The sequence below is a fragment of the Bradyrhizobium quebecense genome (assembly GCF_013373795.3).
Lineage (GTDB): Bacteria > Pseudomonadota > Alphaproteobacteria > Rhizobiales > Xanthobacteraceae > Bradyrhizobium > Bradyrhizobium quebecense.
In genome coordinates, this window is record NZ_CP088022.1 from 2521811 (window position 1) to 2541371 (window position 19561).

The 19561-nt window shown below is 63.1% G+C and carries 25 protein-coding genes; 24 read left to right on the forward strand and 1 reads right to left on the reverse strand.

Going from position 1 to position 19561, the window contains the following annotated elements:
• The first annotated feature begins 2 nt into the window (after positions 1-2).
• From HU230_RS11975 to HU230_RS12020, 10 genes are all read left to right on the forward strand, one after another.
• Complete coding sequence (locus HU230_RS11975) at positions 3-245, forward strand: hypothetical protein (RefSeq protein ID WP_176531493.1); 243 nt, start codon at positions 3-5, stop codon at positions 243-245.
• A gap of 58 nt (positions 246-303) precedes the next feature.
• Positions 304-795 (forward strand): helix-turn-helix domain-containing protein, encoded by a 492-nt coding sequence (locus HU230_RS11980; RefSeq protein ID WP_176531492.1) that lies wholly within the window; start codon positions 304-306, stop codon positions 793-795.
• 124 nt (positions 796-919) lie between these two features.
• Positions 920-1546: a hypothetical protein gene (locus HU230_RS11985; protein ID WP_176531491.1), complete on the forward strand. Its 627-nt coding sequence runs from the start codon at positions 920-922 to the stop codon at positions 1544-1546.
• A gap of 2 nt (positions 1547-1548) precedes the next feature.
• A complete protein-coding gene (nusG, locus tag HU230_RS11990; protein ID WP_176531490.1) occupies positions 1549-2208 on the forward strand; it encodes a transcription termination/antitermination protein NusG in 660 nt (219 codons plus the stop codon).
• A gap of 143 nt (positions 2209-2351) precedes the next feature.
• Positions 2352-3173 (forward strand): hypothetical protein, encoded by an 822-nt coding sequence (locus tag HU230_RS11995; RefSeq protein ID WP_176531489.1) that lies wholly within the window; start codon positions 2352-2354, stop codon positions 3171-3173.
• Positions 3174-3300: 127 nt separating this feature from the next.
• Positions 3301-3582 carry an HNH endonuclease gene (locus tag HU230_RS12000; RefSeq protein ID WP_176531488.1) on the forward strand — a complete coding sequence of 94 codons (282 nt, stop codon included), beginning with the start codon at positions 3301-3303 and terminating at the stop codon, positions 3580-3582.
• A gap of 79 nt (positions 3583-3661) precedes the next feature.
• The gene (locus tag HU230_RS12005; RefSeq protein ID WP_176531487.1) at positions 3662-4159 is read left to right on the forward strand and encodes a hypothetical protein; all 498 of its coding nucleotides are present in this window, start codon (positions 3662-3664) and stop codon (positions 4157-4159) included.
• On the forward strand, positions 4159-5919 hold the full coding sequence (locus HU230_RS12010; protein ID WP_224943219.1) for a terminase TerL endonuclease subunit: 1761 nt from the start codon (positions 4159-4161) through the stop codon (positions 5917-5919). Before HU230_RS12005 ends, HU230_RS12010 begins: the two co-directional genes overlap by 1 nt.
• Complete coding sequence (locus tag HU230_RS12015; RefSeq protein WP_176531486.1) at positions 5919-7265, forward strand: phage portal protein; 1347 nt, start codon at positions 5919-5921, stop codon at positions 7263-7265. The genes HU230_RS12010 and HU230_RS12015 overlap by 1 nt, the downstream gene beginning before the upstream one ends.
• The gene (locus HU230_RS12020; RefSeq protein WP_210284236.1) at positions 7258-8127 is read left to right on the forward strand and encodes a S49 family peptidase; all 870 of its coding nucleotides are present in this window, start codon (positions 7258-7260) and stop codon (positions 8125-8127) included. The genes HU230_RS12015 and HU230_RS12020 overlap by 8 nt, the downstream gene beginning before the upstream one ends.
• 152 nt (positions 8128-8279) lie before the next feature.
• Here the strand turns inward: HU230_RS12020 and HU230_RS12025 are convergent, their stop codons facing one another.
• Positions 8280-9005 (reverse strand): Crp/Fnr family transcriptional regulator, encoded by a 726-nt coding sequence (locus tag HU230_RS12025; RefSeq protein ID WP_176531485.1) that lies wholly within the window; start codon positions 9003-9005, stop codon positions 8280-8282.
• 911 nt (positions 9006-9916) lie between these two features.
• On the opposite strand from HU230_RS12025, the gene HU230_RS12030 reads away from it, so the two are divergent.
• From HU230_RS12030 to HU230_RS12095, 14 genes are all read left to right on the forward strand, one after another.
• Complete coding sequence (locus HU230_RS12030) at positions 9917-11230, forward strand: phage major capsid protein (RefSeq protein WP_176531484.1); 1314 nt, start codon at positions 9917-9919, stop codon at positions 11228-11230.
• 99 nt (positions 11231-11329) lie between these two features.
• Entirely contained in the window at positions 11330-11779 is a 450-nt protein-coding gene (locus tag HU230_RS12035; RefSeq protein WP_176531483.1) for a hypothetical protein, read from the forward strand.
• A 66-nt stretch (positions 11780-11845) separates the two neighbouring features.
• Positions 11846-12466: a head-tail connector protein gene (locus HU230_RS12040; RefSeq protein WP_176531482.1), complete on the forward strand. Its 621-nt coding sequence runs from the start codon at positions 11846-11848 to the stop codon at positions 12464-12466.
• Positions 12466-12810 (forward strand): phage fiber-tail adaptor protein, encoded by a 345-nt coding sequence (locus HU230_RS12045; RefSeq protein ID WP_173642951.1) that lies wholly within the window; start codon positions 12466-12468, stop codon positions 12808-12810. The genes HU230_RS12040 and HU230_RS12045 overlap by 1 nt, the downstream gene beginning before the upstream one ends.
• 7 nt (positions 12811-12817) lie before the next feature.
• Positions 12818-13213 carry a hypothetical protein gene (locus HU230_RS12050; RefSeq protein WP_173642952.1) on the forward strand — a complete coding sequence of 132 codons (396 nt, stop codon included), beginning with the start codon at positions 12818-12820 and terminating at the stop codon, positions 13211-13213.
• Entirely contained in the window at positions 13210-13587 is a 378-nt protein-coding gene (locus tag HU230_RS12055) for a hypothetical protein (RefSeq protein WP_176531481.1), read from the forward strand. The genes HU230_RS12050 and HU230_RS12055 overlap by 4 nt, the downstream gene beginning before the upstream one ends.
• Positions 13587-13877, forward strand: a complete 291-nt coding sequence (locus tag HU230_RS12060) for a hypothetical protein (protein WP_176531480.1) — start codon at positions 13587-13589, stop codon at positions 13875-13877. The genes HU230_RS12055 and HU230_RS12060 overlap by 1 nt, the downstream gene beginning before the upstream one ends.
• Positions 13877-14344: a hypothetical protein gene (locus tag HU230_RS12065; protein WP_176531479.1), complete on the forward strand. Its 468-nt coding sequence runs from the start codon at positions 13877-13879 to the stop codon at positions 14342-14344. The genes HU230_RS12060 and HU230_RS12065 overlap by 1 nt, the downstream gene beginning before the upstream one ends.
• 11 nt (positions 14345-14355) lie before the next feature.
• A complete protein-coding gene (locus HU230_RS12070; protein ID WP_176531478.1) occupies positions 14356-14811 on the forward strand; it encodes a hypothetical protein in 456 nt (151 codons plus the stop codon).
• Between the two features lie 21 nt (positions 14812-14832).
• The gene (locus HU230_RS12075; protein WP_176531477.1) at positions 14833-16056 is read left to right on the forward strand and encodes a phage tail tube protein; all 1224 of its coding nucleotides are present in this window, start codon (positions 14833-14835) and stop codon (positions 16054-16056) included.
• Between the two features lie 108 nt (positions 16057-16164).
• Positions 16165-16626 carry a hypothetical protein gene (locus HU230_RS12080; RefSeq protein ID WP_176531476.1) on the forward strand — a complete coding sequence of 154 codons (462 nt, stop codon included), beginning with the start codon at positions 16165-16167 and terminating at the stop codon, positions 16624-16626.
• Entirely contained in the window at positions 16623-16988 is a 366-nt protein-coding gene (locus HU230_RS12085) for a phage tail assembly chaperone (RefSeq protein ID WP_224943221.1), read from the forward strand. The genes HU230_RS12080 and HU230_RS12085 overlap by 4 nt, the downstream gene beginning before the upstream one ends.
• Positions 16988-19183, forward strand: coding sequence for a hypothetical protein (locus HU230_RS12090; protein ID WP_176531475.1), 2196 nt, complete (start codon positions 16988-16990; stop codon positions 19181-19183). Before HU230_RS12085 ends, HU230_RS12090 begins: the two co-directional genes overlap by 1 nt.
• 4 nt (positions 19184-19187) lie before the next feature.
• A complete protein-coding gene (locus tag HU230_RS12095; protein ID WP_176531149.1) occupies positions 19188-19559 on the forward strand; it encodes a hypothetical protein in 372 nt (123 codons plus the stop codon).
• The last annotated feature ends 2 nt before the right edge of the window (positions 19560-19561 follow it).

Genomic DNA, 19561 nt, shown 5'->3' on the forward strand with positions numbered 1-19561 from the left:
CGATGACTCTGGCCGAGGTCATCTGCCAGCTGGTCGTCAAGGGCGCGGAGCTCGGCGAGCTCGAGGAATACGAGATCCCGGATCGCGACGCGACCGTCGCCGGCGCAGTCAATCCGCCGCGGCTCAAGCGCCGCGGTTTCCGTCGCGAGTGGCTCGAGCGGCTCAGCGTCGCGATCGAGCGCGACGCGATCTCACGGCTCTCGGCGCAGGACATCGTTTTCCGTCTGCTGCAGCCGCGACCGTGAATTTTCAGTGTTCTGTTGCGTCAGCGTTTTCCCGAATTCTCTTGGTTAGGAAGTTAAGATGACCGCGAAAAGGCGGGCGCGACGCATTGCCTCGGACGAGGCGACGGCATGGGCGCGCAATCTCGAGCTGGGCAATCCTTACGCAAAAAGCGTGCTGCGCGCGCTCGGCGAGTATGTCGACGGCGATGGCCTCTGCTGGGTCGGCATTCCGTCGCTGGCGGGCGATTGCGATCTATCGCAGGACACGGTTCGACGGCGGCTCGCCTGGCTCGAGGAGATCGGCGCGATCGGCCGGACGCCGCAATGGCTCGATGAGAACGGCCGCCGCAATGGGGATGGTCGTGGCAAGCGGACCACGGATCTGATCCGGCTGCTGGTCGACGCGGATATCGACGCGATCGAGGCGCGGGCCGCCGGGCGCAACGTCGACGAAAATCAAGTAAATTCAAGGTCGATTAGCCCTAGCTGGCAGCAAGGGCTAAATTCCGGCGCCGACGACGCTAGCCCTCGGCCAGCCCTCGCAGTGCAGCCAGGGCCTAGACTCTTTTGAACCTGAACCTGAAGATCCCCCTAAGTCCCCCTCCGGGGGATTTCCGGATGATCGCGAGACGATCGAGGAAAGCGAGCCTGTCGAGTTTGCAGCGGCATTCGAGGGCTATGTCGGCCATGAGGTCATGCGGCGCGACCTGGCGCTCGAGGAGTTCCGCCTCCTGACGCAGGAGGATCGCGTCTGGTGCGGGTACGCCGTGCCGCTCTACATGGCGAAACTGCGCGAGCTCAAGCAGCGCCGGCCGATGAATTTTCATCTTTGGGTGCGGACGCGCGGGTTTCGGGAATTCCCGGCGCCCGGCGCTGCGCCGGCGAAGGCGGCGCCTCCGCAACGGCGGTTCGTGCAAGGCGACGAGCTCAAGGGCTTGGCAGTGGCGATGCAGATCGCCGAGCGGCGCGAGCTGCGCATCATCCGCGATCAGGATCTCGGCGAGGGCGTCTGGACGCAGCTCGGGCCGCAGGCTGACCTATCGGCGATGGCCGCGTTTGCCGGCGCCGATCGCGAGGCCTGGCAGGTCGTCGACCTTGGGACGCCGCAGTTTGCCGCCTGGCGCGATCGCCTGGCGCTCTGGACCGGCGCCGAGCCGCAGGCCGAGCGGATCTTCCTCGAGCCGTTTGATCCGAACGTTCACGGCATCTCGTCGTCGAATCCGAATTTCCGTTTGAGGAAGTCAAAGCAGGGCTTTCGCGTGCCGGCGCCGTGGCCGCCGCGGCGCGATGGGACGTGGCAAGTCGCAGGGGAGAGCGAATGAACATGCAATACCGCAAGGGGCAGATCGTCGGATATGTCGAGGCCAGCGATCGGCTGGCGGTGCCGGCGGTGCCCGACAGCTGGCACGTTCTGCAGGTCATGCCTGGTCGTGACGCGAAGGTCATCAAGGCTTTCGCCGAGCGCTGCATCAGCGGATGGTCGCCGATCGTTGTTCATTTCGTCCAGCGCGGCAACGGGCAGCAGGCGCGCCGTCCGCATCTTGGGCGCCGGATCGAAAAGGCGTTTCTACCGGGCCTGATCTTTTTGCCTGATTTCGAGCTGGGCTGGCTCGGCGAGATCCGCAGCATTCCCGACGTCGACAATCTCCTCAACTTCGGAGAGCTGCGGTCCTGGCTCAACGCAACCGAGATGCAGCTGCTGCGCGATATCGTCAAGATCGAGAACCTGCTGCCGTCGCGGCGCCGTTGGGCGCTTGCGCAGCTGTTCCTGAAATACGGGTTCATTAGCGTTGCGCAGGCCGAGGACGAAACCAAACTGCGGGTTGGTCGGCAGATACGTGTCGCCGATGGCGTGTTCTCTGGCTTACGCGGACTGATCGAGCGAATTGACTCAAATGGGCGACTCAGTGCCTACGTCGGTGACGGAAAGCACGGCGTCAAGGTAAGCGGTTTGACCGAGGCGCAGATCGAGCTGATCGACTAATTCGCGGTGCGGTGCATGCGCGGCAGCTCGGCTAAAAGTGCGGAGCCTGATTCAGGTGGCCGCGCGCAGCGCGCCTCGTCGTTGCCTTTGACTCGCCTCGACCACGAGTGTTAACGTTGCCCCTTTAGGTTGTGGGGGCACGTATGGCGGACGAAGCTAAGTCAAAGGGTGCGGTAGTGCCTGCTGCCGCAAACTTGCGCCTGAGCATTCCTGGCATTCAAGTTTCCCTTCCTCGAACGGCTAGAGCATTGGATCGTATCGTGTCGGTCCCTTTTGAGGGACTCGCAGGCTATGTGGAGGGCAAGTTCGGGGCAAATGTCGACGCGCACATCGATGCTGTCGAGCAAGTCAGGAAGCGAAAGGGGCAAGCTTCAAAGGTTGACAATCCCACCATCGAAAGGCTCGAGAGAATCGACAACTGGATTGCCAACGCTGGTAAAGTTGATCCAACTGATCCCGAGATGTCCGCGGTCTGGCGAGGTGTTCTCGATGAGATCTTGAACGACAGCGACGACGCTAAAGAACTGATTGATGTGGTACGGGGTGCGCCTCGTTCCGACATTCGCTTGTTCCTTTGGAATTTTAGGAGGAAGGGGAGATCGATTTTCGGTCTGTCGCGAGGTGATTTTCTTGTGCCGGCAAAGACTCTGGACGATGCGGAAATGGGAGTCGCCATTGAAAGACTAATTCGTTCGGGGCTCGTGCGAAGAGCATACTCGCCCGGAGTCCCGCTGCTCATTGCGGTGATTGGATTGTTTAGTTTGTTAGGAGTGGGCTGGATCACCGATGAGGCATTGCTCGCAACGCCGATCCAGAGCCGTGCGATAGTTAGGCTGATGCTGGTGACCTTCGGTGGTCTGTCCGTCCTGTTGGCTGGCGTTGCATATTCGATGAAGAGACCAACGAGGCTAGGCCGGCGTCTGATCGAATTGTATGAAGAATACCGCTCTTCGACTTTCAACTAGACAGGTCTAGGGCATACTCAAGCGCCGGTCTCGACTATCGGTAAGTGCGACGAAGTCAAAGCTATTGATGACTGTTCGGAGAGCAAAGCCGATCATCGCAAGATGGTCGGCTTATCCCGTTTTGTAAATGTCGCAGCTTCCCTGGAAAACCTGGTACAAGCTAGCCCGCTGGCGAGCGCTGCGCCTGCGCATCTTCCTGCGCGATCTCTACACATGTCAGCGCAAAGGTTGCGGCAGGGTCGAGCCGAATACGTCGCTGCTGGTCTGCGATCACGTCATCCCGCATCGTGGCGATGAACGCCTGTTCTGGGATGAGACCAACCTGCAGACGCTCTGCAAGTCGTGCCACGACAGCGTCAAGCAGGCCGAGGAGCAGGCGAGCCTGCACGCGCGCGGCGTTTGGGATTGAAGGGGTAGGGGGTGGGCAATTCCTTCGCGGATGCCTCTCCACGGACCGGCCCATCTCACATTGACGGGTTTTTTTCATCATGGCCGAAGTTTTCGACCTGTTCGGCGATCCTGTGCCGGCCAACTGGGGCGGCCGTGGTCGGCCGGAGCATGTCGCCAATCAGCAAAACCGGAATCGCGTCAGCCTGTTAGTCGCGCTCGGTTGGAGCAACGCGCGGATTGCGTCGGCGCTTTTCATCACGCAACCGACGCTGCGGAAGCATTATTTTTCAGAGCTCAAGTTTCGGGACGTTGCACGCGACCGGCTGGTCGCGCAGGTCGGCGTCAAACTGATGGACGGCGTCAACGCGGGAAACGTCTCGGCGATCCGGGAATTCCAGAAGTATCTCGAGCGCAACGACCTGATGATGTATGGCCAGACGCAGCAGCCGGCGAAAGCATCGGCGGTTGAAAAGCCGGCGCCGGCCGAAAAGGTCGGCAAGAAAGCCGCCGCGATCGCCGCCGCGCAGCAGCCTGACGCCGGGACGCCGCTCGGCGAACTCATGGCGCGGCGTCAACAGGCCGTCACCTCGCACTGATGATCCTCTCGAGCGAAAACGCCGCGCCGCCGACCTCGCCGGAGATGTGGGATTTGTCCTGCGTCGATTGGGCCGATCGCATGCGCGAGGGCCGGTCGCTTGTGCCGGATCTGCCGCTGTTTGCCGCCGAGGCCGACATCGCGCAGGCGTTCTATGACGAGCTGCAGCTGCCGGACGTGCCAGGCGCGCCGAAAATGCGGACCGCGTCGGGGCAATGGTTTCGCGATATCGTCCGCGCGACGTTCGGCAGCTGGGACCCGCAAAATCAGGTTCGCTACATCCGCGATATCCTGGCATTGGTTCCGAAAGGCTCCTCGAAAACGACCAACGCCGCAGCGCTGCTGATCGTCGCGATGTTGATGAATTTTCGGCCGCGCGGAACCGCGCTGTTTGTCGGTCCGACTCAGGCGATCTCGGATCGCGCTTATGAGCAGGCGGTCGGCATGATCGAGGAGTCGCCGGATCTGCGCCGGCGGTTTCGGCCTCGCGACCATATCAAAACGATCGAGGACCTGGTCACCAAGTCCGAGGCGCAGGTCAAAACCTTCGATCTCAAGATCCTGACCGGCGCGATGGGCCTGTTTTTCGTACTGCTCGACGAGCTGCATGTCCTCGGCAGAAGCGCATCGGCGGCAAAGGTGCTGCGCCAGATCCGCGGCGGCCTCGACAAGACGCCGGAGGGCGTTTTGGTGATGACGACCACGCAAAGCGACGACATTCCGGCCGGCGTGTTCAAATCCGAGCTGAAATTTGCGCGCAACGTGCGGGACGGCAAGTATCGCGGCCGGATCATCCGGCCGATGTTGCCCATCCTGTACGAATTTCCGCCGGATATCGCGTCGCTGACGCGCGAGGAGCGGTCCGCCGGCGTCGAGGAGCGATGGAAAGATCCGGCGAACTGGCCGATGGTGATGCCGAACCTCGGCCGCTCGATCCATCTGCCGTCGCTGCGCGCCGATTGGGAAAGCGAGCGCGAAAAGGGCGAGGACGCGATCAAGGTCTGGGCCTCGCAGCACCTCAATATCGAGATCGGCGTCGGCATCAATAACGAGGGATGGCGCGGCGCCGACTATTGGGAGGGCGCCGTCGACGAGACCCTGACGCTCGAGACCCTGCTCGAGCGCTCCGAGGTCGTGACGATCGGAATCGACGGCGGCGGCCTGGACGACCTGCTCGGCCTGGCCGTCATCGGCCGCGATCGCAAGACGCGCGAATGGTTGTCCTGGTATCGGGCATGGGCCAACCCGAAAGTGCTCGAGATCCGCAAAGACATCGCGGCGCAGCTGCAGGATTTTTCCGACGCGGGCGAGATCTCGATTTGCCCGGTCCCGCAAGACGTCCTCGAGCTCGCGATGATTGTCGCGCAGATCATCGCGTCGGGCCTGTTGCCGGAGAAAAACGCGATCGGCATCGATCCGAACAACGCCGCGGCGATTATCGAGGCGCTGGTCGGGGTCGGGGTGACCGACGACATGATCCGCCGGCTGCTGCAGGGACCGGCGCTTGCGCCGGCCATGTACGGACTCGAGCGCAAATTGTCTGACGGCACGTTCTGGCACGGCGGCATGCTGCTGATGGCCTTCGTTCTGGGAAACGCAAAGGTCGAGCAGCGCGGCAACTCCGTGATGGTGACGAAAGCCGTCTCCGGCCGCGCAAAAATCGATCCGCTGGTCGCGTTGTTTCAGGCCGCGATCCTCATGAGTTGGAATCCCTCGGCCGGCAGGCTCGTGACCGGCGCTGATATCCTGACGGTGATCTGATGGGAATGTTGAGGAGCGGGCTGGGCTCGGCGTTCCGCGCGGTCGCCAATGCGTTCGATCCTGGCGCGCCGCGCGACATGGCCGATCCCCAATATTGGGCGGATTTTGGCGGTCGCATGTCGCTCGCCGGCGTCGACGTCACGGACAGCAACGTCAGCCAGCTCGACGCTGTCCAGGCCGTGCGTCACGGCCTTTCGTCGGCCATGAAATCGCTGCCGGCGTCGGTCTACCGGCGCGGCGCAAACGGCGCGCGCGAGGCGCTGCCGGATCATCCTGTCACCAGGTTATTTGCGGCCAACCCGAACGCTCGCCAGACGCCGGCGGAGCTCGTCGGCGAGCTCGCCTGGAACGTGTCCTACTATCGGAATTCCTATTGCGCGATCCTGCCGCCGGGCGATCCTCGCGCATCGGAATATTACGCTGTCGGCGGCCTCGAATGGCTGCATCCGCGGCGCTTGGCGATGGTCGAGCGTGGCATCGACGGGCGCTTGTATTACACGTTCAATCCGCCGCCGACGATCGTCCAGGGCGCGCAGCTCAAGCAGACGACCTATCGTGACGACGAGCTCTGGCATATCCGGTCGAATCCGTTGCGCGAGGATGGCTTGCTCGGCGAGCCCATTTTTCATAGCGCGAGGCACGTCTTTGCGCGTGCGATCGCCGTCCATGACTACGGTGACCTCTGGTTCAAGAACAACGGCCAGTCCGGCGGCACGCTCGAGCATCCCGGCGTGTTCAAGGACAAGGAAGATCGAAACCAGTTTCTCGAAAACTGGCGCGCTGCCGGCACCGGGATGAACCGGCACAAGGATCGGCTGCTGACGCATGGCGTCAAATATAACCCGATCAAGGTGACCAATTCGGAGGCGCAGCTGCTCGAGACCGAGGACGCCGCCGACACTGCGGTTTTCGGCCTGTGGAGCTATCCGCTGCATCGCGCATCGCGCCTCAAGCGCGCGACAAACAATAACGTCGAGCAGCAGTCGCTCGATTTTGTCGTCGGCTGCGTCGCGCCGCTCGCGATCGAGCTCGAGCAGGGCGTCGAGCGGGATCTGCTGCTGGACAACGAAAACGGCGATCTGTTTTTCGAGTTCAACTTTTTCGGGCTGCTGCGCGGCGACCTGCTGAATCGTTATCGGGCCTATCTGATCGGCCGCCAGGGCGAATGGCTGTCCGCGAATGACATCCTGCGGTTTGAGAACATGTCGCCGCGGACTGATGCCGGCGGCAACGACTACAAAAACCCGCTGACAAAGGACTCTGCCGGCGGCGGGCAGGGCGTCGACGACAAGGCCGGCGCCGGCGGTGGCTCGAGCTCTCCAAACGAGGACGGCAACAATGATTAAGATCGAAACCGCGACGCCGGATCTGCGCCAGGTCCTGACGCAGATCTCGTCAATCGACGCCCTGGTCGCGCTCGAGGTGTCGGCGCTCGCCGATTGCCTGGCGCGCGCCGAACAGCGCCAGGCGTTGGTCGCGGTTGCGTCCGCGCAGGCCTCGAGCTCGGCGAGCAAGATTGCGCTGGTCTCGGTCGCCGGCGGACTGACGCCGCGCGGCAGCTGGTTCGGCTCGAGCCTGTCCGGCATCGCCGCGCAGGTCACGCGCGCGGCCGATGACCAGGACGTCGCCGGCATCGTCCTCGACGTCGACAGTCCCGGCGGAACGGTCTCTGCGACCGTCGAGGCCGCAAATGCTGTCGCCGCTGCAGCGGCAAAGAAACCCGTCGTAGCGGTCGCGAATACGCTCGCGGCTTCGGCCGCCTATTGGATCGCTTCGCAGGCCGGCGAGCTGGTGATGACGCCGTCCGCCGACGTCGGCTCGATTGGCGCGATGATTATGCACCAGGATATTTCCGGCTGGCTCGACCAGGTCGGGATCAAGATGACGATCGTCCGATCGGAGCAATCGCCGAATAAGAACGAGGCACATCCGTTTGCGCCGTTGTCGGACGAGGCGAGGGCCTATCTGCAGGGCCGCGCCAACGAGGCTGGCGCTGATTTCATCAAGGCGGTCGCGAGTGGCCGGCGCGTGACGCAGACCAAGGTTCGCGAGGAGTTCGGTCAGGGCCGCATGGTAGGTGCGCGCGAGGCGGTTGTGCGTGGCATGGCCGACCGGATTGCAACGCTCGACCAGGTCATCAGCGGCATGCTGCAACAGCGCGCGCTGCGGTCGAGCTCGCGCCGGCGATCGGCGCTGGTATTCGATTAGCCGGGTAGTCCGCTATAGGCGTATAGAGCAGACATCGCTCGTCCGACCAAGAAACGTCTGCAAATGACCCAATGCGGACCGCGCGGATTCGATACATCACCATTCACATTCGAGAACGCGGGCGCTCCCTTCAATCGCGGGGCCAGTTATGGCTATCTAAGACTTCGAGCATGATCGCGCAGAGTTTGATAACAGTCGCAGGAATGCTCTTCGAGACCAGAGCGATCTAAAATCGTTATCGCTCCACGTGAATAGGAGATCAGGCCGCGACGTTGCAGTTCGTTCGCTGTCTCGGATATAGAGGTGCGACGGACCCCTAGCATTTCTGCAAGCAACTCCTGCGTCAGATTCGCGCGGTTATCGACCGATCGGTCGGCAGATTGCAGAACCCGACGAGATACTCTCTTGACGATGGAATGGAGCGCGTTACACGCCGCCGTTACCCGTGCCTGCGTTAGCAGGACTTCGTTGTAATCGATACAAAGGTCGCGGATCGCGTCGCTTTGCTGAACCGCTTTTCTGAAATGCTTTATGGGAATCGTGCTTGCTGTCATTGCAGCCTGGACAACAACGCGTACCCCGGTTCTGGTCTGTCTCAGGGCCGCCATCGCACCGACGACTCCTTCTCGACCTACCGTTGCGGTCTCAATGGCCTTACCATCCTGCGTTACCGTTTGCAGAGAGAAAATGCCAGAGTGGGGGAATGCCACATCGGCGATCTCGTCGTCTACTTCAAGCCAAACGTCACGTTGGGAAAGTGACCTAATCGTCAATTTTGGAGCCAATTGCTCAAAAGCCGCTTTCGGCAAAGCCGCCAGCAGCTCATTGTCAAAATGACCGGGCGTGGAGGGCGTGTCTTCTATGACTTTCGTGTGCATGGAAAGCCCTAGGTCCAAACAACGTCAAAACCACACCTCCTACTTTCTTGGTTGATCTGAATCAACTGACCGTCACAAAAAGCCCGTTTCCGAAAATCGCTATCCCAAAAACGACTCTTATTGTTCAATTTCCGCCAACTAGTGCCTCCGCGATTGACAGTCATGCCTGGATTCTTCTCTTATGTCGGATACCGGATCGACAAGCGGAATTTTCATTTTTAAGCTTGCTGGGTTCGTCCCCGTGTGGCCCCGTAAACCCGAGTAATCCGCAAATGCAACGGCGCTCCCGTTCCAAGCCCCATTCGTTTGATGATCAGATTGCAGCAGAAAAAGCCCGCTGCGCCGAACGATTAGCCGCTGCGCCACATGGTCCGGAACGGGATGCCTTAATTAAGAAGATGAGGCAACTCGACACTGCCAGCCACATGACTGACTGGCTGCGATCTCCCGGCTTGAGGTCGCCTGAATAGATTGCGGGGCAGAAATGGACGGCTTTTACGCTTACATCATCGATCATGACGGACGCATCAAAAACCGCATCGATCTCGCCATTGAGAAGGAAGAAGATGCCGTCGAGCGTGCCGAAGCTTTTAGTTGACGGGCACGACGTTGAGCTGTGGCAACGGGATCGTAAGATCGCAATATTCAAACGAAAGCCGTAAATGGCGGCTTCTGGCCCAAAGCAGACGATTTGATCTAAAGTTCGCAACGTCAGTTCATTGGTGAACAGCGGACGCCCATGTCCGGTCAGCCCGCCCTAAGGCGGCTGTTCACCCATTGCCGGCCAACAATCCGGCCCCCTCCCGTTTCAGTTCCTGAGTTGCTCGACCCGCGCCGTCGCCTGGACAGCGGGAACGCGGGCTCTTTCTCCGTCCAGGCAAACCACCCAACCAACCAGGAGTCACTGATCCATGCGAGTGGACATCAAGCAGCTGCGCCAGGCCCGCGCCAACAAGGCAAAGGACGGCAAAACCGCGCTCGAGCAGCTCAATGCGCTGCAGGGCAAGGCTACTCTGACCGAGGCCGAGACCACGCAGGTCGGCGAGCTCGAGACCAAGGTCGACGCGCTCGAGGCCGAGGTCGCCGAGCTCGACAAACAGATCTCGGCCGAGGAAAAGAAGCTGCGCCGGACGGCGTTGTTCGGCTCCTCGACCGCGCTCGGCGGCCCGGCGCTGGCGACCGTCGTCAATGATATCAATCCGGAGCGGACCGGCGGTTTCCGCAGCGTCGCGGAATTCGCGGTTTCGGTCCGCAACGCCATGACGGGCGGCGGTCTCGATCCGCGTCTCGGCGCGGCGCCGACCAATTTCCAGCAGAACCAGGGCGGCAACGGCGAGGGCTTCCTGGTGCCGACCGAGTATCGCGAACAGATCTGGGCGCTCGTTTTCGACGACCAGAACCTGCTCGGTTTCTGCAATCCGGAGCCGACGCAGGGCAACTCGATCGCGATCGCAAAGGACGAGACCACGCCATGGGGCGCGTCCGGCGTCCAGGCGGCCTGGCGCTCCGAGGGCACGCAGCTGATCGCGACCAAGGCGGCGATGACCGGCGAGATCATCCAGCTGCATGAGCTCTACGCCTTCGTGCTGGCCTCGCAGGAGGTCCTCGACGATGCGCCGCGGCTGCAGAACCGCATCTTCAACCAGGCCGCAAACGCGATCCGCTGGAAGGCGTTTGAGGCGGTCATGACCGGCGACGGCAAAGGCAAGCCACTCGGCTTCATGAACGCGCCGTCGCTGGTGACGGTCTCGAAGGAGGCGGGTCAGGCGGCCGACACAATCAACGTCGCGAACGTCCTCAAGATGTACTCGCGGCTGCTGCGGATGGGTGGCCGGCCGATGTGGCTCGGCAATTCCGACATTCTGCCGCAGCTCGGCCAGCTGACGATCGGCAACGTGCCGGCCTGGTTGCCGTTGAACCAGCCTCTCGCCGGCGCGCCGGACGGCGGCGTTTTCCTCGGCCGCCCGCTGATCTTCAACGAGCACAGTGCGACACTCGGCGACCTCGGCGATCTGACCTGCGTTGACCTCTCGGGCTATGCGCTCGCGACCAAGGCCGGCGGCGGCATCGATTTCGCCGCCTCGATCCATCTGTTTTTTGACTACAACCTGGCGGCCTTCCGCTGGATCTTCCGGATGGGTGGTCAGCCTTACCTGTCGGCGCCGGTCCAGCCTGCCAAGGGCAATAACACCAAGTCGCATTTCGTCGCGCTCGAGGCGCGCTGATCGAGCTCCGCGAGCTCGTCAGGCAATGTCGGCGCGCCGGCCTGATCGGGCCGGCGCGAGTAACAGCCGCGTTTCGTTTCCCAACCATGAGGAGTGCAGATGCACACCAATCTCAAACCGTCGCAGCGCGTCAGCGTCGTCGACTCGATCAACCCGCAATCGTCCGCTGCTGCGCTGACCACGGGCTGGATCGATGCCGGCAAGTTCCACAACTATATGGCCGTCATCTCGCTCGGCGCGCTCGGCGCCGCTGCGACCGTCGACGCCAAGATCCAGCAGGCGACCTCGGCCGCCGGCGCCGGTGCGAAGGACATCGCCGGCAAGGCAATCACGCAGCGCACGAAAGCCGGTGCCGACGATAACAAGCAGGTCCTGATTAACCTCAAGCAGGAAGATCTCGACATCAATAACGGCTTCGGATTCTTCCAGGTATCAGTGACCCCTGCGGTCGCCGCGAGCCTGGTCGGCTGCTCCGTGCTCGGCTTCGATCCGCGGTACGGGTTCGCAACCGACAACGATGCGGCGGCCGTCGCCGAGGTCGTCGGCTGATCCAGCTGGCGCCTCGGCCGCACCAGGCCGAGGCGCCTCTTTCCCTTTCCGGCAGGGCTTCCCAACATGCTCAGCATCTCTCAGCGTCCGGCGGGCTATCCCGTCACACTCGACGAGGCCAAGGCGCAGCTGCGCGTCTCGAGCGCGAAAGGCGACGCTTTGATTTCCGGCCTGATCGGCGCGGCAACGGCGCATTGTGAGGCCCTGGTCCAGCGCGCATTCGTGCCGCGGACGTTTCAATGGGTGCTGCCGTGCTGGCGGCCTGTGATCGAGATCCCGATCGCGCCGGTCGTCCATGATGCGATCCATTCGATCAAGTATGTCGATTGGGCGACCGAGACGCAGCAGACACTCGATCCCGCGAGCTATGTCGTGCAAACTGCGGGCGATAGCGTCCGCATCTTCCCGAAATTCGGCCTGTCCTGGCCGCTCGCGTACTCGCATGCGCCGGAGCCGATCGTCATCGAGTTCGACGCTGGTTACGAGGATCTCGAGGATCTGCCGGCGGTCGTCAAAACCTGCATCATGCTGCAGATCCGGCATCTCTACAGCATCGGCGAGACAAATCCCGCGCTGGTGCGCGATCTCGTCATCGGCGTCAGCGACAAGGCCTGGCAGCTGTCGCCAGACGTCAAAACGCTGATCCCCGATGCGGTCACGCTGCTCATGCTGTCGGAGGTCTGGTGATGACCGATCGCGTGCTCAAGGCGCCGCGCAACGCGCGGACGCTGCTGTTCTGGCCGGCCAAGGCGCCGGAGGAGGTCGTCGAGCGCGGTTTGGATTGGGCCGACGTCTTGGTCTGGCCTTGGCCCAGCGCCGAGGGTGTGACGCCTGCAGACGGGATCAAGACCTCGAGCTTCGTGCTGCCGCAGGGCATTGTCGCCAGCGCCTCGAGCAATACGGCGACCGTCGCGATGGTGACGCTGACCGGCGGCGAGCTCGGCCGCGTCTACAGCATTGCAAACCGGATCGAGACCGCGAAGGGGCAGCAGCTCGAGCGCGTCGTCAAGCTGCGCATTCGCGCGAAATGAGCGCGCGATGGACCGCGTCACGGCGCTGGTCGCGATCGCGCATCTGAAATTACGGCTCGAGCTCCTCGAGCGGCATCCGCAGATCCTGGAGGGAATCGACATGATCGCTATCAAACGGCCGATCGAGCTCGCCGGCATGCGGGCGCGCCTGGCGCGGGCGCAACGGCAGGAGGCCGACCTCGCTGTCACAGGCCAGCGCTATGACGCGGTACAGGACGCGATCGACGAGCAGCATGCGGCGCTGAAAAGTCATGTCGGCTCGCTCGAGGACAACAAAGCGCAGCTCGACCAGATCCTCGGCAGGATGGTCGCGGGGGACAATGGCGGCCCAAACGATGGCGACGCCGGCTCGAGCGGCTCCGAGGTCGGCCAGGTCATCACCAGCAAGGTTGACGGCCAGTGACGCCGGACGAGTCCCTCGACCAGCATATCCGCGCGCTCGAGGAGAGCGGCGAGACCGTCCTGGTCCGGCGCTACGCCGGCGTCGGGCCGGCGCGCGCGGTCGCGAAAGAGGCTGCCGTCCTGGCGAAGGTCAAGGGCTATCAGCCGGCCGAGCTCGTCGGCGAGATCCGCCAGGGCGATCGACACGTCATCCTGTTGAATGATCCCTCGGCGGCCGTCCCGGCCGGCAAGGTTGCCTTGTCTACCATGCTGCCGCTGACCGATCGCGATTTTCTGGTGATCGCCGGCGCCGAGGTCAGTATCAAGGGGGTCGACGACGCGATCAGGCGGATTCAGGGGCAGGTCGTCGCCTTCGAGCTGCAGGTCCGCGGCTGATGGGCAAGGTGTTTGACGGGGCGGACTATGAGCGGCGCGTCGACGCCGCTCGCAATAGCATCTCTGTCGGCGAGGAAGCCAAATTCGTCATCACTGGCGACCTGGTCGGCTTGAACGCGCGAAAGGCATTCCAGGAAGCGAAAGAGCTCGCCCTGCGCAAGGCCCGGAAAAAGATGCTCGACCGCATCAGGCAGGAAGAGGCGGACCACGCCTTGAACGATCTCATTCCGGCCGAGGTCGAGGAGGTCGTCAACGGCTCGCATGATGAGATCGTCTCGGTCGACGGCTGATGCGGATCATCTTTCGCTATCTGGCGATGCAGGACGTCGTCGACTTCGCGCTCGAGACGCTGCGGCAGCGTTCGCCGGTCGGCTCGGTCGGCGATCCGCATCCCGGTCTCTATCGGGACAATCACACGGTTTTTCTAAATGGTCGCGTCGTCAGCGACGTTTCGGCGTTCCGTCGCGGCGACCAGATCAACATTTCCAACCCGGTCCCTTACGCGCGCAAGATCGAGATCGGCCGGATGAAAATGACGGTCGCGCCGAAGATCTACCAGGAGACCGCGCTGATCGTCGCGGCACGGTTCGGCAATCGCGCCTCTGTGAAATTCACGTTCATGCCAGTCCGGTTCGGCGACATCGCGGCCTATGCCGCATTTTCCAAGCAGATCAAGGCCGGCCGGCGCCGCATGTCGGACAAGGCGCGGCAGGCCTGGCTGGTTCGTCAGCCGGCCCTCGAGATCCGCGCACGCTAGAGGTCAATCCCATGGCTGACTACGCCGGCGCCGTCGCAGCGATGCGCGAGCGCTTTACAGCTGGTTTCAATGTGGCGCCGACCTCGTTCCAGAATGAAGATCCGCCGCAGCTGCCATGGCCGCCGCAGGCGCAGCCCTGGTGCTATTTCGAGGTAATCGAGACCTTGCGGCGCAAGCGCGGCGTCGGCACGCCTGGCAATCAGACCTGGCTGATTACCGGCAACATCTTCGTGCATGTTTTCGTGCCGAAGGGCTACGGGTTCGCCGCGCATCTCGCGCTCGCCGGCCAGGCCGGTGACCTGTTCAAGGATGCCACGTTCTACAACGCCGAGCCTGGCGCCTGCGTGCGCTGCTGGGGCGAGAACGGCGAGGGGCCGACCGTCCAGGGCGGCGACAGCGCCTCCGACGACGGCAACTGGTTCGGCGTCGTCGTCGTGATTCCCTTCCAGTTCTTTTTCATCGGCTGATCCAAACAGGAGACTGATCGCATGGTCTATCAAAGCAATTCCGCCGGCCGCATCGCCTATAAGGCGCAGCCCGGTCTCGGCCAGGTCGCCGCCGGCGGCGCCGGCGCTACGGTCCTGCCAATCTCCGGCGGTCCGGGTGCCAAGCTCTCAAAAGCCGCCACGGAATCGCAGACGATCCGTAACGACGGCATGTCGATCCGCGGCCGTCACGGAACGCAGAAAACCTCGTCGAGCTACAACGCGGAAATGTGGCTCGGTTCGCATGACGCGATCCTCGAGGCGATCATGCGCGGCACTTGGGATGCGACGGCGTTTAGCAAGACGCAGGCCGATTTCACGTCATTGACGACGGTCGCAGACGGCATCGTGTTCGCCAATGGCTCGCCGATCGACATGGGTTTCAAGGTTGGCGATATCATCCGCGGCGCAGGCCTTCCGGATGCCGGCAATAACGGCCGGAACCTGCGGATCTCGTCGCTCTCCGCGAACAAGATCACGGTGCCGGAGACGCTGATCGTCAACGCTGCGCCGGATACGAATTGCACGATCACGCGGCCGGGAAAGCGGCTGACCAATCCGACCGTGCTGGTCCGGCGCTATTTCGGGCTCGAGGAATTCGAGAGCGACATCGGCAAGGCGACCGTGCTCGACGATTTCGTCTGGGGGACGGGCAAGCTGTCGATGGCGCCGAACGGGATCATCACGTTCGATCCGGGCGGCATCGGGACCGGCAAGATCCGGCCGCTGGACGCCGGCGTGCCATATTTCACCAACCCCGACGCGACGACCGGGACGCCGTTTGCGGTCGTCGACGCGACAATCCGGCTCAACGGCGTTGACCTTGTCGAGTTGACCTCGTTCGATCTGTCGCTCGACATCCAGCCGGCCGCGCCGGACGCGTTCGGCTCGGGCAACATCAAGTATGCGCCTGACGTATTCACGGGCCCGCTCAAGGTTTCGATGAATCTGACCATGCTGCGCAAGGATCTGCAGCTGCTCGCCGATTTCGTCGCTGAGACGCCGTATTCGCTCAACATCCTGGCGGTCGACAATACGGCCGAGCCGAAAGACTTCATGTCGATCACGGTGCCGAATTTCACGATCGGCGGCGTCGATCCGTCGGCGTTCTCAAAGCAGGGCGGCGGTCGCACGCAGACGATCACGGTCCCGCCGGCGCTGGTCGGCATCGATACCTCGCCGACCGGCAATAACAGCATGATCTCGTTCCAGACTACCGCAGCGTAGCGTGTGAGTGATCGGCGCCGACCATTGGCCGATGGAATGTTCTCGCGAGAACCGGCCGCAGGGTTGTCCGACCCTGCGGTCAACCGTTCTGACAAAAGGCAACCCGACATGACTGAGTCAACTGCAATCCTCGATCTCTCCGCGCATTTGCCCGTCGACACGTTCAAGCTGCAGATCCGCAAGCCCGGCACGGATACGCCGCTCGGCTGGGTGATCGAGCTCGCCGGTCCGGCGCATCCGCAGACGATCGCGCTCAACAATGAATCGACCCGCGAGGCCATCGAAAAGGAAAAGGCGATCGAGTTCGCGCAGGTCAACGGCCGCAAGTGGAAAACCGAGGATGAGACGGTCGCCGATCGGCGCCGGCAGAACGTGACAAAGGTCTGCCGGCGCATCGTCGGATGGTCGCCAAATCCGACCTTCAAGACGGTTTCGCCGGATCCGATCGCGTTCTCGATCGAGAGCGCCGTCGACCTGTTTCTGCGGCCTGAGCTCGGCAGCTTCTTCGTCCAGGTGACCGACTACCTGACGAGCGAGCGGGCTTTTACGAGGCCCTCAAGTCAGACTTGAGGGCTTTCGCCGAGCGCAGCTTCCTGCTGTCCTCGAGGGCCGGCGACGCCGGCGAGACCTATCGGCAGGTCCTCGAGGGCCTCGTCCTGCGGACGCGAGATCCAGAGCGCAGGGCCGAGCGGGAAGCGATCCTGACCGTCCCGCCGATCCCGCGGGCGCTGAGCTATCTCTGGCGCATCTATGACCGGCTGCGCCGGCGCAAGGGCGGCAACGGCTTCGCGCTGTCGCCGATCGAATGGCAGGACATCGACGCTTTCCTGCGTCGGACACAAACCGACCTGGCTCCGTGGGAGCTCGAGATCCTCGAAATGCTCGATGATCTCTATCTGGTCGATTACTCGAAACTGCAGACGGAGGAGTGATGGCCGACCAGGTCGTGACCGAGCTCGTCATCGATGCGAACACGCAGGGCGCATCCGATTACGAGCGGGCGATGGACAGTGCCGCCGGCGCCGCGCAGCGCGGCACGGACGCGGCAACCGGCTTTAACGTCGGCCTGGTCGCGCTCGGCGCCGGCGCCATCGCGGCGGCGGCCACGGTCAACAAGGCGCTGGACTATATCGTCAGCTTCAACAAGTCGCTGGCCGACCTGTCCTCGCTCGCCGATCGCGTCGGGCTTTCGCTCAAGGATCTGCAGGGTATCCAGTTCGGCGGCCAGATCGCCGGGCTGACCGAAAGCCAGATCAATGCGGGCCTGGAAAAGTCGGCGCAGCTGCTCAACGACGCGCAGCGCAACGCTAACTCGCTGTCGAAAGAGTTCGACGCCAACGGCATCAGCCTGCGCAACGCAAACGGGCAGCTGATTAGCCAGAACCAGCTGCTGCAAATCGCGGCCGACCTGGTCAGCCGCGCGCGCAGTCCGCAGGATGCGACCGCGATCGCGCAGATGCTCGGCTTTACCAAGGAATGGGTGCCGCTGTTGCAGCAGGGCGCCGGCGCGATGGCGGATCTCGGCAACCAGGCGCAGGCCGCCGGCGCCGTCATTGACGACGAGACGGTCAAGCGCGCCTCCGATTTCGATGCGGAATGGCGCAAGAGCTCGGTCCAATGGTCGCTCTACATGAAAGCAGCGTTCGCGGATCTGCTGCCGTTCCTGGATGACCTGATCGAGCGGGCGGCCAAATTCATCAAGTCGATCGACCGGGACGCGATCGAGAAGGCGGCAAACGAGCAGCTCGACGCCCTGTCCGGCGCTGTCGGCGGGCCTGGTACAAACCAGACGGTCGGCATCCGGATCGGGATCACGCCGGAAACCGAGCGCGCGCTGTCGGATTTCAAGAATGCGTCGGTTTTCTCGCTCGACTTCTGGGAATCGGCCGGCCGCATCTTGAGCTCGTCGGTTGAGCGCATCAGGCCGGAGGATATCAAGTGGTACGCCGGGACGGGCGCCTCGATCACCGACACCAGTAACGCGCAAAACGAGTTCGCCTGGCAGGGTCAGGCCGCGTCGCTCAAGTCGATGCAGGCGGGCCTGACCGGCCTGCAGTTCGGCCGGCCGTCCAATGTGGCGGCGCGGGGCGATGTGGCCGCAGATCCCGTCGATCGCGCCATCAACTCGCTGCGGAAGCATACCGAGACGCAGGAGGCCGATACCAAGGCGGTCGGGCTCGGCGATGCCGCGCTCGCGTCGTTCCGCGCAACGGCCGCCGAGACGTCGGCAGTGCAGGCGAATGGCGGCAAGGAAACGGCGGCGCAGGCCGCGCAGTTCGCCGCGCTGCGCGATCGCGCGGCTGCTGCCGCCGACGCCCTGGCACGGGCCAAGGTGGGCTCGCAGATCGATTTCAGCGGCAAGACGGCGTTCCTGTCGCCCGACGACGTCGCGATCGCCTCGCAGCTCAAGGGGATCTATGGAAACGACGTGCCGGCCGCGCTGGACAGCACGTATGCGGCGGCGATCCGCACCAACAATGCCCTTAAGGGGATCGCGTCCTCGATCGAGGGCGACCTGGTGAACGGCCTGACCGATATCACGACGGGCGCCAAGTCGGCCGGCCAGGGCTTTACCGATATGTCGAATGCGATCGTCAAGGCGATCGAGCAGATGATTATCAAGATCACGATCGTCGAGCCGCTGATGCGGTCGCTGCAGTCGGCGGCCGGCGGCCTCGGCCTGTTCTCGCTTGGCGGCGCGTCTGCCGGCGGCGCGACGTCGTCGACCGGCTTTAGCGGCGGCCTCTACCACACGGGCGGCATCATTGGCTCCGAGCCGACGTCGATGCGTTATATCCATTCGACCTATTTCGATGATGCGCCGCGCTTCCACACTGGCGGCATCGCCGGCGACGAGGTCCCGATCATCGCCAAGCGCGGCGAGGGCGTCTTTACGCCGGGTCAAATGGCCGCGCTCGGTGCCGGTGGGAGCGGAGGCACGCCGCCGCAGGTCACCATCAACAATTACACGGATGCGACGCCGAGCGTCGAGCAGGCGCCGAACGGCGACATCACAGTTACGCTGCGCAAGATGGTCGACGGCGCGGTCGGGGACTCGCTGTCGACCGGCACTGGCCGGCGCGTGCTCGGCGACCAGTACGGCGTCAAACCGTTCACGGGGCAATAATCCAATGGCATTGCCGGCTTTCCCGATCGCAAACGCCGTCATCCTCAAAGAGGGTTTCGGTCTGCAGCGCATGCGCGATCCGATCGCGACCGATATGGAGCAGGGCAACACACGCCAGCGTCCGCGACCTGGCGACAATGTCGGCACAGTGACGCAGACGGTTCGGTTCTATGCGGCCGACTATGACACGTTCGTCGAGTGGGTTAAGACGACGCTCAACCTCGGAACGGCGCGCTTTACCATCGACGTCTGGCTCGGAACGTCGCTGGCGAACAAGGTCTGCCAGTTCATCAAGCCTGGCACGTCCCTGATCGCCAGCTGGCCGAATCCGGGGCAGGTCGACGTCCGCATGACGCTCCGGGTTTACGACGTCTAGCC

What these genes read in the sequence shown, in the direction of transcription:
- HU230_RS12020 (WP_210284236.1), top strand. Translation starts at nt 7,258, where the DNA reads ATGATTAAGATCGAAACCGCGACGCCGGATCTGCGCCAGGTCCTGACG.
- HU230_RS12070 (WP_176531478.1), top strand. Translation starts at nt 14,356, where the DNA reads ATGGCTGACTACGCCGGCGCCGTCGCAGCGATGCGCGAGCGCTTTACA.
- HU230_RS12040 (WP_176531482.1), top strand. Translation starts at nt 11,846, where the DNA reads ATGCTCAGCATCTCTCAGCGTCCGGCGGGCTATCCCGTCACACTCGAC.
- HU230_RS12095 (WP_176531149.1), top strand. Translation starts at nt 19,188, where the DNA reads ATGGCATTGCCGGCTTTCCCGATCGCAAACGCCGTCATCCTCAAAGAG.
- HU230_RS11995 (WP_176531489.1), top strand. Translation starts at nt 2,352, where the DNA reads ATGGCGGACGAAGCTAAGTCAAAGGGTGCGGTAGTGCCTGCTGCCGCA.
- HU230_RS12010 (WP_224943219.1), top strand. Translation starts at nt 4,159, where the DNA reads ATGATCCTCTCGAGCGAAAACGCCGCGCCGCCGACCTCGCCGGAGATG.
- HU230_RS12030 (WP_176531484.1), top strand. Translation starts at nt 9,917, where the DNA reads ATGCGAGTGGACATCAAGCAGCTGCGCCAGGCCCGCGCCAACAAGGCA.
- HU230_RS11975 (WP_176531493.1), top strand. Translation starts at nt 3, where the DNA reads ATGACTCTGGCCGAGGTCATCTGCCAGCTGGTCGTCAAGGGCGCGGAG.
- HU230_RS12075 (WP_176531477.1), top strand. Translation starts at nt 14,833, where the DNA reads ATGGTCTATCAAAGCAATTCCGCCGGCCGCATCGCCTATAAGGCGCAG.
- HU230_RS12000 (WP_176531488.1), top strand. Translation starts at nt 3,301, where the DNA reads ATGTCGCAGCTTCCCTGGAAAACCTGGTACAAGCTAGCCCGCTGGCGA.
- HU230_RS12025 (WP_176531485.1), bottom strand. Translation starts at nt 9,005, where the DNA reads ATGCACACGAAAGTCATAGAAGACACGCCCTCCACGCCCGGTCATTTT.
- HU230_RS12050 (WP_173642952.1), top strand. Translation starts at nt 12,818, where the DNA reads ATGGACCGCGTCACGGCGCTGGTCGCGATCGCGCATCTGAAATTACGG.
- HU230_RS12015 (WP_176531486.1), top strand. Translation starts at nt 5,919, where the DNA reads ATGGGAATGTTGAGGAGCGGGCTGGGCTCGGCGTTCCGCGCGGTCGCC.
- HU230_RS12090 (WP_176531475.1), top strand. Translation starts at nt 16,988, where the DNA reads ATGGCCGACCAGGTCGTGACCGAGCTCGTCATCGATGCGAACACGCAG.
- HU230_RS12005 (WP_176531487.1), top strand. Translation starts at nt 3,662, where the DNA reads ATGGCCGAAGTTTTCGACCTGTTCGGCGATCCTGTGCCGGCCAACTGG.
- HU230_RS12060 (WP_176531480.1), top strand. Translation starts at nt 13,587, where the DNA reads ATGGGCAAGGTGTTTGACGGGGCGGACTATGAGCGGCGCGTCGACGCC.
- nusG (WP_176531490.1), top strand. Translation starts at nt 1,549, where the DNA reads ATGCAATACCGCAAGGGGCAGATCGTCGGATATGTCGAGGCCAGCGAT.
- HU230_RS11985 (WP_176531491.1), top strand. Translation starts at nt 920, where the DNA reads ATGCGGCGCGACCTGGCGCTCGAGGAGTTCCGCCTCCTGACGCAGGAG.
- HU230_RS11980 (WP_176531492.1), top strand. Translation starts at nt 304, where the DNA reads ATGACCGCGAAAAGGCGGGCGCGACGCATTGCCTCGGACGAGGCGACG.
- HU230_RS12080 (WP_176531476.1), top strand. Translation starts at nt 16,165, where the DNA reads ATGACTGAGTCAACTGCAATCCTCGATCTCTCCGCGCATTTGCCCGTC.
- HU230_RS12035 (WP_176531483.1), top strand. Translation starts at nt 11,330, where the DNA reads ATGCACACCAATCTCAAACCGTCGCAGCGCGTCAGCGTCGTCGACTCG.
- HU230_RS12045 (WP_173642951.1), top strand. Translation starts at nt 12,466, where the DNA reads ATGACCGATCGCGTGCTCAAGGCGCCGCGCAACGCGCGGACGCTGCTG.
- HU230_RS12065 (WP_176531479.1), top strand. Translation starts at nt 13,877, where the DNA reads ATGCGGATCATCTTTCGCTATCTGGCGATGCAGGACGTCGTCGACTTC.